Source organism: Kitasatospora sp. NPDC093550, from assembly GCF_044764985.1.
GTDB lineage: Bacteria > Actinomycetota > Actinomycetes > Streptomycetales > Streptomycetaceae > Kitasatospora.
In genome coordinates this window covers 1-10,744 of sequence record NZ_JBIWJF010000063.1, presented here as the reverse complement: position 1 = coordinate 10,744, position 10,744 = coordinate 1, and the positions used below count along the sequence as shown (strand labels likewise).

Below are 10,744 nucleotides of genomic sequence, written 5' to 3'. Positions count from 1 at the left end.
CCCCTCCCAACCCACCACCCCACCCCCACAAACCCCCCCCCCCCCCACACCCACCCCCCCCCCCCCCCCCCCCCCCCCCCCCCCCCCCCCCCCCCCCCCCCCCCCGCCCCCACCCTCCCGAAAGCCACCACCCCACCAGCCCCGCGCCAGCGGAACCTCACCGAGCCCCCCGCCGCCCCTCCCTCACCCGCCGCAACCGATTCACCAACACCGGCGCATGCGCCAACGCCTCCTCCCGATCCAACAAGGCGTTCAACAGCTGGTAGTACCGCGTCGAGGAAAGCCCCAGCTCCTCCCGGATCGCCCGTTCCTTCGCCCCCGCCGTCCGCCACTGCCGCCCCTCCAGCGCCAGCACCGCCCGGTCCCGCTCACTCAGCTCACCCACCACACGCACCTCCGCCTGAACACACCCTCCGCTGAACACACCCTCCGCTGAACGCACCCTCCACTGAACAAACCCCCCGCTGAACGCACCCTCCGCCCACCACTACGGACTGTCATTCTCCCGCCCGCCCCCGACACACACTGCTCACCCCACCACGCCCCCACCCCCACTAACGTCACCCCCATGACCACGCCCACCACCCCCGGCTTCGCCCTGCACATCCCCACCGCCGACCTCGACCCCGACCCGCTCGACCCGTCCCAGATCGTCTCCGGCACCCCCGAGGTCTCCGGCAAGGTCCTCTCCGAGTCCCCCGACGGCCGTCAGCTGCGCGGCATCTGGCAGATCACCCCGGGCGTGGTCACCGACGTCGAGGCCGACGAGATGTTCGTGGTGCTCGGCGGCCGCGCCACCATCGAGATCGAGGACGGCCCGACCCTGGAGGTGGGCCCCGGCGACTGTGCCGTCCTCCGCGAGGGCGACCGCACCACCTGGACGATCCACGAGACCCTCCGCAAGGCCTACGCCATCACACTCCCCTGACCCGCCCCCGGGCCTGCCCCCTGACCCTCCCCACCCCCTGACCCCGAGAACACCCGAGGCCCGGCCCAGGGACTCCCCTCCCGGACCGGGCCTCAAAAAAGCGAACCCGACGACCACCCAACCCCGTCGCCAACCCGCTACTGCTGCCGAACCCGGGCCGCCTCCTTGACCGCCGCGTCCTGCAGCCCCCCGAGCACCAGCTTCGGGTCCGTGGTCACCGCCTGCCCGATCCCCGCCTTGATCTGGTTGCTGACCTGCCCCCAGGCCGGGTCCCCGAACGGGTAGAAGCTCGCGTTGGTGAGCCCGACCGCGAACTGCTTGAGGGCCGCGTGCTTCGGGTCCGTCGACATCTGGTTGAACGCGTCCTGGGTGACCGGCAGCAGGTTGTACTGCTCGTCGAACTTCAGCTGGTTGTCCCTGCTGTAGACGAACGACAGGAACTTCTTGATCTCGTTCTTGTGTCCGTTCTTCTTGAACGCCATCATCCAGTCGGCGACCCCGAGGCTCCCGGTCCGCCCCAGGCCGTCCTTCTTGGGGATCGGTACCGTCCCGAAGTCGATGTTCCCGGCGGTGGCCATCCGCAGCAGCGTCGGGTGCCCGTTCAGCATCGCGACCTTCCCGGCCGCGAAGTCCTGGAACACCGGGGTGCGGTTCATCTTCCCCGGGTCCGGGTACGTCAGCCCGGGGCTCACCAGGTTGTTCTTCAGCCAGCTGAAGGTCGCCTGGTTCTGGGGACTGTCGATGGTGTAGTTGCCGACGTCGTCGGAGATGCTCCCGCCGCCGCTCAGCGTCCACAGCATGGATTCGGCCGGCGCCTCCTCCGGCCCCAGCGGAAGCCCGTACGGGGTCACCCCCGGCACCTTGGCCTTGATCTTCTCCGCGTCCTGCTTGAGCTCGCTCCACGTGGTGGGCGGCTGCGCGATCCCGGCCTGCCGGAACACCGCCTTGTTGTAGAAGAGCACCCGCGACGAGGAGACGAACGGGATCCCGTACTGCTTGCCCAGCACCTGCCCGGCGTGCGCGAAGGTGTCCAGCATGTTCGCCTGGGTGTCCATCGAGAGCACGTCCGCCGCCGGGTACAGCCGGTCCGCCGCGACCTGGTCCGCGAAGCCGCCGCTCTGCAGCAGGTCCGGCGACTTGCCGGCCGCGATCATGTCCTCGACCTTCTTGCCGATCTCGGTCCAGCTGTCGACCTCGACGCTGACCTTGATCCCGGGGTTGGCCGCCTCGAAGGCCGTGGCGACGCCGTCCCAGTAGTGCTTGGAGCTGGTCTCCTGGCTCTCCCCGTAGTCCGCGGCGACCAGCTTGAGGGTGACGGTCGCGTCGTCCTGCCCGCTGCACGCGCCGACGGCGGTGAGTGCCAGTGCTCCGGCCAGCACACTGCCGAGCACACGGGTGGGAACGTGGACGCGCCTGTTCAACGCGGGTACCGCCTTAGGGGAAGAACTGCCGCCGGAACGAGGGAATCCGGCAGGGGAGAGGCGCCACACTGCCAAATCCGCCGACCAGTGGTCCACACCAGTGGCCCACCCCGCCCCAGTAGTTACCGAAGTGCCCGGAGTCGTTGCACGATGCGCAACACCACCACCCCAGTCTCACCCCAGTCCCACCCCACCCCAGCCCGCGCGCCGGACCCGCACCCGCCGCTGCGACCAAGCTCACCCGCATGGACCAGACCAATCCGACAACTGGACTAGACCTCTTCAACCCGCCAAGGGAAACTGTCCTCCGTGAAGCACGTCATCGCACTCGATGTAGGCGGCACCGGCATGAAGGCCGCGCTGCTCGCCCAGGACGGCTCCGTGCTGTTCGAGGCACGCCGACCGACCGGGCGGGAGCACGGCACCGACGCCGTCGTCGCCGCCATCCTCGACTTCGCCACCGACCTGGCGGAGGAGGGCCGCAGCCGCTTCGGCGTCGCCCCGCTCGCGGCCGGCGTCGCCGTCCCGGGCACGATCGACGAGAAGAACGGCGTCGCGGTCTTCTCCGCCAACCTCGGCTGGCGGGACCTCCCGCTGCGCAAGCTCCTCGGCGAGCGCCTGGCCGGCCCGGAGGGCACCGCGATGCCGGTGGCCCTCGGCCACGACGTGCGTTCGGGCGGCCTGGCCGAGGGCCGGCTCGGCGCCGGCCGGGGCGTCGACCGCTTCCTGTTCATCGCCCTCGGCACCGGCATCGCCGGCGCCATCGGCATCGGCGGCCGGATCGAGGCGGGTGCGCACGGCTACGGCGGCGAGATCGGCCACGTCGTGGTCCGCCCGGGCGGCCCGCCGTGCGGCTGCGGCGCCCGCGGCTGCCTGGAGACGCTGGCCTCCGCCTCCGCCGTCTCCCGCGCCTGGGCCGAGGCCGGCGGCGACCCCGACGCCGACGCGGCATCCTGCGCCGCCGCGGTGGACGCCGGGGACGACCGCGCCCGCGCGGTCTGGCAGCGGGCCGTCGACGCCCTGGCGGACGGCATCATCCTCGCCCAGAGCCTGCTCGACCCGTCCACGGTGATCGTCGGCGGCGGGCTGGCCGAGGCCGGCGACACGCTCTTCGCCCCGCTGCGCACGGCGGTGACCGAGCGTCTGACCTTCCAGATGCCCCCGAAGGTCGTACCGGCCATGCTCAAAGACACCGCCGCGTCCCTGGGCGCGGGCCTGCTCGCCTGGGATCTGCTCTCGATGGAGGTGACCGCGTGACCGCCGCGGACCGTGACCGTACTGCCCTGGCAGGAGCCCGCCTGGTCCTGCCCGGCGGCGTCGTCGAGGGCGACCGCCTGGCCGTCGAGGGCGACCGCATCGCGGCCGTCGCGAGCGGGGCGGCCGAGCCCGGTGACCTCGACCTCACCGGCCACACCGTCGTCCCCGGCTTCGTGGACCTGCACGTCCACGGCGGCGGCGGCGCCTCCTACGCCTCCGGCATCGCCGAGGAGGCCCTGCTGGCCGCCCGCACCCACCTGGAACACGGCACCACCACCACCGTCGCCTCCACCGTCACCGGCGAGATCGACGACCTCGCCCGCCAGGCCGCCGTCCTCTCCGAACTCGTCGAGGACGGCGTGCTGGCCGGCATCCACTTCGAGGGCCCGTTCATCTCCCACAACCGCTGCGGCGCCCACCGCCCCGACCTGCTGCGCGACCCCGACCCCGCCCTGGTGCGCAAGCTCGTCGACGCCGCCCGCGGCCACGCCAGGATGGTCACCCTCGCCCCCGAACTGCCCGGCGGCCTCGACTCGGTGCGGATGCTCGCCGACCTCGGCGTGATCGCCGCCGTCGGCCACACCGACTCCGACTACGCCACCACCCTGGAGGCGATCGACGCCGGAGCCACCGTCGCCACCCACCTGTTCAACGCCATGCCCGGCATCGCCCACCGCGCCCCCGGCCCGATCGTGGCCCTGCTGGAGGACGAGCGCGTCACCGTCGAGCTGATCAACGACGGCGTGCACCTGCACCCCTCCGTCCTCGACCTCGCCTACGGCACCGCCGGCCCCTCCCGGGTCGCCCTGATCACCGACGCGATGGGCGCCGCCGGCATGGGCGACGGCCTCTACCCCCTCGGCCCCCTCCAGGTCGAGGTCAAGGAGGGCGTGGCGCGACTGGTCGAGGGCGGCGCGATCGCCGGCTCCACCCTCACCCTGGACGTGGCGTTCAAGCGCTCGGTGACGGTCAACGGCCTGACCCTGAACCAGACCGTGGAATCCCTCTCCACCACCCCCGCCCGCCTCCTCGGCCTCGGCGACTCCCTCGGCACCCTCGAACCCGGCAAGCTCGCCGACCTCGTCGTCCTCGACTCCACCACCTACGACCTGGTCGCCGTCATGCGCCGCGGCCGCTGGGTCCTCGGCGGCGAGGAGTTCACCACCGTGAAGCCTGCCTGACCGGCCCACCGGCCCACCGGCCCACCCGCCCACCGGCCCACCCGCCCGCCGGCCCACCGGCCCACCGCCGGACGACCCCCCGCACGACGACGGCCGCCCTCCCCAGAAGGGAAGGGCGGCCGTGGTGCGTCAGGAGCGCCTCAGCTGCTCGGCTCGATGGTGATCTGGTCGATCAGGACCGAACCGGAGGGCACCGTGAAGGTCACCGAGTTCGGCCCGGCCTGGAACTGCGGCAGTATCCAGGTGTTGTACCAGGAGGACGCCGGGTCCTTCGGCGGCGGCCCGTAGACCTTGTAGGTCAGCCCGCTCGGCCAGTCCTTGCCGTTCACCGCGACCGCGCCCTTGAGGTCCGCGCCCCCGTAGTTGTAGTGCACGGTCAGCTTGTACGTCCCGGCCGCGGCGATCTCCCCGGACCAGGTCACCGAACCGCCCGGCTGGAGGGTCAGGTACCCGCCGTCCGCCGACTTGGCGCCCTTGATGCCGTTGCCGAGGGGAGCGTTCTGGCCCTGCAGCTGGCCGGCGTCCACGGTCGACGGGCCGGAGATCGCGGTGGCGCTGGCCGAGGGGGCCGCGGTCCCGGTGGAGGCGGTCGGCCCCGGGGTGGTGGGCGCGGGGGCGGCGGTGGTGGCGGTACCGCCCTTGGCGTTCTTGTCGCCGTCCGGGTCGCCCGTGGACAGCGCTATGCCGGCGCCGATCGCGATGGCCGCGACCACGGCGACCGCACCGATCACCGCGCCCTTGCTCCGGCCGCTGCTACGGGGCTCCTCCCCCGGCTGCGGCCGGGAGTGCTCGGCGTAGCGGGTCTGCTGGGTGGGCGCGGCGCCGTACTCCTGCTGCGGCGGCACGCCGGGCTGGCCGTACGGGGCCTGCTGACCGCCCGGGTACGCCTGGGGCGGCACCCCCTGCTGGCCGTACGGCTGCTGCGGCTGCTGCGCCCGCTGCGGGTAGCCGTACCCGTACTGGGCGCGTCCGACCTCCATCGGCCGGTTGTACGACGTCCGGGGGACCCCCTGCTGCGGCTCGGCCGGCTGCCCGGTGGAGCCGTCGGCCGGGCGGTAGAGGTAGCCGAACGGGTCGTCGTCCTGCGGGGCACCGCCCCCCTGGCCCTCGGGCATTCCGTTGCTGCCGGCGGTCGTCACGGTGGTCTGTTCCCCCATCCGGTGCGCGCCGCCGGGCTGCGGGCGGCGCAGATCATGGACGCTGTCGTCCCGGGCACCCTACCTGTCGCACCGGACAGCCGGAAAAGAACCCTTGACAACTCGCGGGTAACCCGGGTCGGCCCGCGCCCGCGCGGGCGGGGGCGCGGCGTCGCGCGTCCGCGTCCGTTCTCAGCCCGCGCGCCGGTGTGAGCGCTCCCCGCGCGCGCCGCGCACCGCGCCGCCCCGGGCGCGCTTCTCGTCGTACATCCGCTCGTCCGCGGTGTGCAGCACCTCCTCGATGCTCATCCCGCAGCCGGCCCAGCCGATCCCGAGGCTCACCCCGACCCGCATGGCGCGGCCGTCGATCCGCATCGGCGGGATGATCGCGTTGCGCAGCCGGTGGGCGAGGTCCTTGGCCTCCTCGCGGCCGATGCCGTCGGCGAGCACCACGAACTCGTCACCGCCGAGCCGGGCCACCGTGTCGCCGTCCCGGACGGCCTGGCTGAGCCGCCGGGCGACCTCGACCAGCACCGCGTCGCCCGCGTTGTGGCCGAACCGGTCGTTGATCGACTTGAAGCCGTCCAGGTCGCAGAAGAGCACCGCGAGCCCCTTGTCCGGCGCGGCCGCGCCCGCGGAGCGGAACGGCGCGGACCAGGCGTCGCCGCCGGGTCCGTGGTCGGCCGGGACCACCGCGTGCACGTGCTCCCCGAAGCCCGGCCCGAGACCGGGCGGCGGGCCGCCCTCGGGCAGCCCGTAGCCGTGCACCGCCGCGGCGTACGGGTCCGCGCCCTCCAGCCCGTCGTGGGCCGCGTGCGCGCTGTAGGAGTCGGCCGGGTAGCCGTACGGCGGCGGGTAGCCCGCCTCGGCCGGACCGGCGGCGGCGCCGACCGGCTGCGGCTGGGCGCAGAGCCGACGGGCCAGCCGGGCCTTCAGTTCGGCGCCGTTCGGCAGGCCGGTGAGGGCGTCGTGGCTGGCCCGGTGGGCGAGCTGGAACTCGTGCCGCTTGCGGTCCTCGATGTCCTCGACGTGGGTGAGCAGGAAGCTGGGTCCCTCGGCCGCGTCCGCCACGATCGAGTTCCGCAGGCAGACCCACTGGTAGCCGCCGTCGCGGCGGGAGAGCCGCAGCTCCGCCCGGCCGCTCTCGGCGCTGGTGCGCTCCAGCAGGGCGCGGTCCTCGGGGTGGACGAGGTCGGCGAAGCTCTGCTGGCGCAGCACCGCGCGGGGGCGGCCGAGCAGTCGGCAGAGCGCGTCGTTGACCCGGGTCAGCTGGCCGCGCCCGGCGCCGTGGAGTTCGGTGATGGCCATCCCGCTGGGCGCGTACTCGAAGGCCTGGCGGAAGCTCTCCTCGCTGGCCCGCAGCGCCTGCTGCTCCTTCTCCAGGCGGGCCAGCGCGCGCTGCATCTCGGCCCGCAGTCTGGCGTTGCCGATCGCGATCGAGGCCTGCAGGGAGAACATCTCCAGCGCCTCGCGGGTCCAGGCCCCGGGCCGTTTGCCGCTGCGCGGGCGGTCCACCGAGAGCACCCCGAGCAGGTCGCCGCCGGCGCTGTACATCGGGGCGAGCAGTCCGTCGGCGGGGTGCCAGTCGTTGGCGTACACGGGCAGCGGGCTGTCCCCGATCCAGCGCGGGATGTCGCTGGCCACGGCCCAACCGCGGTCGTACGGCAGGAAGCGCAGGGTGCCCCAGTGGTCGCTGACGCCGAGCAGCCGGTCCCAGGACTCCCGGGATCCGACCTGGCCGAGCAGCACGGAGGGGCCTCCCATGGGGCTCTCCTCCAGCTCCCAGACGGCCGCCACCACGAGGTCGCCGTCCGGACGGACCAGGCTCACCGCCGCGGCGTCGAATCCGAGCCCGTGCACCGCGCCCTCGACGACGGCCTGCAGCGTCCCGGCGAGGCTGCGGGCAGCGTTGAGGTCCGCCACGACCCGGTGCAAGGTGCGGAGGGTCGCGAGACGGACGTACGGCTCCGACTCGGCTTCCATGCGGGGGCTCCCCGGCTGCTTCGGATAGTTCTTGATTGGTTATCGTCCGATTGCCAGAAGAACTGAATCACAGGGAGCACAGCGTTCGGCACGCTCGGTCAGCAATAGGCAGCCACTTGTGACTTAAATCACACAGAACTAATGCACCCTTAATCAGTTCATCCGCCCCATAGCGGGACATAAAGCGCTATCGGAACATTTCCCCTGGTCGACCGCCACGGTCACCGGCTGAAGCCGACTGCGTCCGCCGGTCCGTACGTTTCACCCCCGGGAGTGAGTCCGGTCACCGGGCGCAACCCCCGGGCACACCGCCGGTCCTACGACCAAGGCCCGATGCCGTTTCCCGCGGGTGACGACTACCGTGCGGTACGTGTACCCGTCCCCGCAGCCCGAAGCTGCCCCCCACGCCACGCCCGACGAGTTCCGGGCAGCACTCTCCCAGCTCGCCGCCGGCGTCAGCCTGGTGACCGTCCAGGACCCCGAGGACGGCGAGGACGTCGGCATGACCGCCACGTCCTTCCTCTCGGTGTCGCTGGAGCCGCCGCTCGTGCTGATCTCGGTGCGCGAGGACTCGCGGATGGACGAGGTGCTCTCCCGGGCCGACACCTGGGCGGTCTCGGTGCTCACCGAGGAGCAGAAGACGATCGGCTCCCGCTTCGCCATGAAGGGCCGGCTCAGCGACCGGCTGCTGTTCGCCGACACCCCGCACCACCGCGGCCCGCGCACCGGCGCCCCGCTGATCGAGGGCGCCCTGGCCACCGTCGAGTGCCGCACCGAACAGCGGATACCCGCGGGCGACCACACCCTGCTGCTCGGCCGCGTCCTGGAGGCCACGGTGCCCGACCCGGGCGGCCGTCCGCTGCTGTACTTCCGCGGCGGCTACCGCGCCCTGGGCTGAGCTACTCCCCGCCCCGCGGCGCCCGGCGGCCCTGCTTCACCTCGGAGCGGTGCTTCTTGTTGAACAGCCGGCGCTCGACCATCCCCCGGCTCGGCTTGGTCGCCCGCCGGGACTTCGGCGGCGGCGCGCACGCCTCGGTCAGCAGCGCCGACAGCCTGGCCGCGGCCGCCTCCCGGTTGCGCCACTGCGAGCGGTACTCCGAGGCCTGGACCACCAGGACCCGGCCGTCCACCAGCCGCCCGGCCAGCCGCTCCAGGGCACGCCCGCGCCACACCTCGGGCAGCGCCTTGGTGGAGGCCAGGTCGAAGCGCAGCTCGACCTTGGAGTCGGAGGTGTTGACGTGCTGGCCACCGGGGCCGGAGGAACGCGAGAAGCGCCAGACGAGCTCGGCGTCGGGGACGACCGCCGACCCCCGTACGCGGATGGGCTCGGGCATGCGCCCATCATCCCGCGCCCGTCCCCCGCGGTCACGCGGATATTCCGCCCGCCCGCCGCCGGGGCCGGATCGCCCGCGCCCCCGCACCCAATTACGCCCGCGGGCCCCCAGCCCCGACAATGGCGTACGTGATCGAGCTCGGCTACTCCCTCTCCAACCGCTTCCCCGACCCCCCGCAGACGGACTACCGCACCGCGTCCGTGCACGCCCTGCGGTACGACCTGTTCTGCGGCGACGTCTACCTGGACGCCGACGAGTCGGAGCTGTCCACCGCCTGGGGCTGGGTGCCGGTGCTCGACTTCGCCTGGGCGCTGTGCGACATCGCCGAGCAGCTGGACCGCGATCCGGACGGCGGCCGGGCCGCCCGGGTGCAGACCGCCGACCTCGACTTCACCCAGAACACCGAGCTGCTGCGCTTCGCCCGCCGCTTCAACTGGGTCGAGATCACCGCGACCTGGCTGCCGGACGAGCCGCCGGCCGTGGTCCGCCACGGCGACCTGCGGCGCGAGGCCCGGGACTTCCTCCAGGACACCCTCGCCGACCTGTTCGACATGCACCCCGACCTGGCCGACAACCCGAACGTCTGGACGCTGCAGGGCCGGTTCCGCCGGATCTGACCCACCCCCGCGACCATCGCCTTTGCCCGGGCTTTGCCCCGGCATTCGCGCCCGCGAAGAATTCACGGACCCTGCGGAACCAAGCTGCCCGAGTATGGCGTTGTCCCGGGGAAAAGCGCACGAAGCGAACGAAGGGACTGCAATCGCCATGCCAGTGAGCCTCTCCAAGGGTGGCAACGTCTCGCTGACCAAGGAGGCCCCCGGCCTGTCCGCGGTCACCGTCGGCCTGGGCTGGGACGTCCGCACCACGACCGGCGCCGAATTCGACCTCGACGCCAGCGCGATCGTCCTGAACGCGGACGGCAAGGTGCTGTCCAACGCCCACTTCGTCTTCTTCAACAACACCAGCACGCCGGACGGCACCGTCGTGCACACCGGTGACAACCGCACCGGCGAGGGCGCGGGCGACGACGAGTCGATCAAGATCAACCTGGCCGGCCTGCCGGCCGAGGCCGTCAAGATCACCTTCCCGGTCACCATCTACGACGGCGTCGCCCGCGGCCAGAACTTCGGCCAGGTCCGCAACGCCTACATCCGCGTGGTGAACGCCGCCGGCGGCTCCGAGATCGCCCGCTACGACCTCTCCGAGGACGCCGCCACCGAGACCGCGATGATCTTCGGCGAGCTCTACCGCAACGGCGCCGAGTGGAAGTTCCGCGCCGTCGGCCAGGGCTACGCCTCCGGCCTGGCGGGCATCGCCCAGGACTTCGGCGTCCAGATCTGACGCCGCCCGGCGCCGTCCGGCGCCCCTGACGACGCCGCGGCGGGGGGGGCCGGGGCGGCCCGCCGGGCCCCCCCCCCCCGGGGGGGGGCCCCCGCCCCCCCGCGCCCCCCCCGCCCCCGGCCGGGAGACCGCCGGGGGCGGCCCCCCGGGGCCGGGCCCCCCC

At 73.1% G+C, this 10,744-nt stretch carries 11 protein-coding genes; 6 read left to right on the top strand and 5 right to left on the bottom strand.

Annotated features, from left to right (window positions below; translation table 11 throughout):
- Window positions 1–157: 157 nt before the first annotated feature.
- Complete coding sequence (locus tag ACIRD3_RS40190) at window positions 158–385, bottom strand: DUF3263 domain-containing protein (protein ID WP_402227064.1); 228 nt, start codon at window positions 383–385, stop codon at window positions 158–160.
- 183 nt (window positions 386–568) lie between these two features.
- Between ACIRD3_RS40190 and ACIRD3_RS40185 the strand changes: the two genes are divergently transcribed.
- Window positions 569–928, top strand: coding sequence for a cupin domain-containing protein (locus tag ACIRD3_RS40185; protein ID WP_402227063.1), 360 nt, complete (start codon window positions 569–571; stop codon window positions 926–928).
- Window positions 929–1,065: 137 nt separating this feature from the next.
- Here the strand turns inward: ACIRD3_RS40185 and ACIRD3_RS40180 are convergent, their stop codons facing one another.
- A complete protein-coding gene (locus ACIRD3_RS40180) occupies window positions 1,066–2,349 on the bottom strand; it encodes an extracellular solute-binding protein (RefSeq protein ID WP_402227062.1) in 1,284 nt (427 codons plus the stop codon).
- 309 nt (window positions 2,350–2,658) lie between these two features.
- Between ACIRD3_RS40180 and ACIRD3_RS40175 the strand changes: the two genes are divergently transcribed.
- Both ACIRD3_RS40175 and nagA read left to right on the top strand, forming a co-directional pair.
- Window positions 2,659–3,606 (top strand): ROK family protein, encoded by a 948-nt coding sequence (locus tag ACIRD3_RS40175; protein ID WP_402227060.1) that lies wholly within the window; start codon window positions 2,659–2,661, stop codon window positions 3,604–3,606.
- Window positions 3,603–4,787 (top strand): N-acetylglucosamine-6-phosphate deacetylase, encoded by a 1,185-nt coding sequence (nagA, locus tag ACIRD3_RS40170; protein WP_402227058.1) that lies wholly within the window; start codon window positions 3,603–3,605, stop codon window positions 4,785–4,787. The genes ACIRD3_RS40175 and nagA overlap by 4 nt, the downstream gene beginning before the upstream one ends.
- A 140-nt stretch (window positions 4,788–4,927) precedes the next feature.
- Here nagA and ACIRD3_RS40165 read toward each other — a convergent pair whose 3' ends face one another.
- Both ACIRD3_RS40165 and ACIRD3_RS40160 read right to left on the bottom strand, forming a co-directional pair.
- On the bottom strand, window positions 4,928–5,926 hold the full coding sequence (locus ACIRD3_RS40165; RefSeq protein WP_402227056.1) for a hypothetical protein: 999 nt from the start codon (window positions 5,924–5,926) through the stop codon (window positions 4,928–4,930).
- 189 nt (window positions 5,927–6,115) lie between these two features.
- Window positions 6,116–7,906: a diguanylate cyclase domain-containing protein gene (locus ACIRD3_RS40160; protein WP_402227053.1), complete on the bottom strand. Its 1,791-nt coding sequence runs from the start codon at window positions 7,904–7,906 to the stop codon at window positions 6,116–6,118.
- Between the two features lie 370 nt (window positions 7,907–8,276).
- On the opposite strand from ACIRD3_RS40160, the gene ACIRD3_RS40155 reads away from it, so the two are divergent.
- A complete protein-coding gene (locus ACIRD3_RS40155) occupies window positions 8,277–8,804 on the top strand; it encodes a flavin reductase family protein (RefSeq protein WP_402227050.1) in 528 nt (175 codons plus the stop codon).
- Window position 8,805: 1 nt separating this feature from the next.
- Here ACIRD3_RS40155 and arfB read toward each other — a convergent pair whose 3' ends face one another.
- The gene (gene arfB / locus ACIRD3_RS40150) at window positions 8,806–9,240 is read right to left on the bottom strand and encodes an alternative ribosome rescue aminoacyl-tRNA hydrolase ArfB (protein WP_402227047.1); all 435 of its coding nucleotides are present in this window, start codon (window positions 9,238–9,240) and stop codon (window positions 8,806–8,808) included.
- 119 nt (window positions 9,241–9,359) lie between these two features.
- Between arfB and ACIRD3_RS40145 the strand changes: the two genes are divergently transcribed.
- A complete protein-coding gene (locus ACIRD3_RS40145) occupies window positions 9,360–9,857 on the top strand; it encodes a hypothetical protein (protein ID WP_402227045.1) in 498 nt (165 codons plus the stop codon).
- Window positions 9,858–10,005: 148 nt separating this feature from the next.
- Window positions 10,006–10,581: a TerD family protein gene (locus ACIRD3_RS40140; protein WP_402227043.1), complete on the top strand. Its 576-nt coding sequence runs from the start codon at window positions 10,006–10,008 to the stop codon at window positions 10,579–10,581.
- Window positions 10,582–10,744 lie beyond the last annotated feature (163 nt).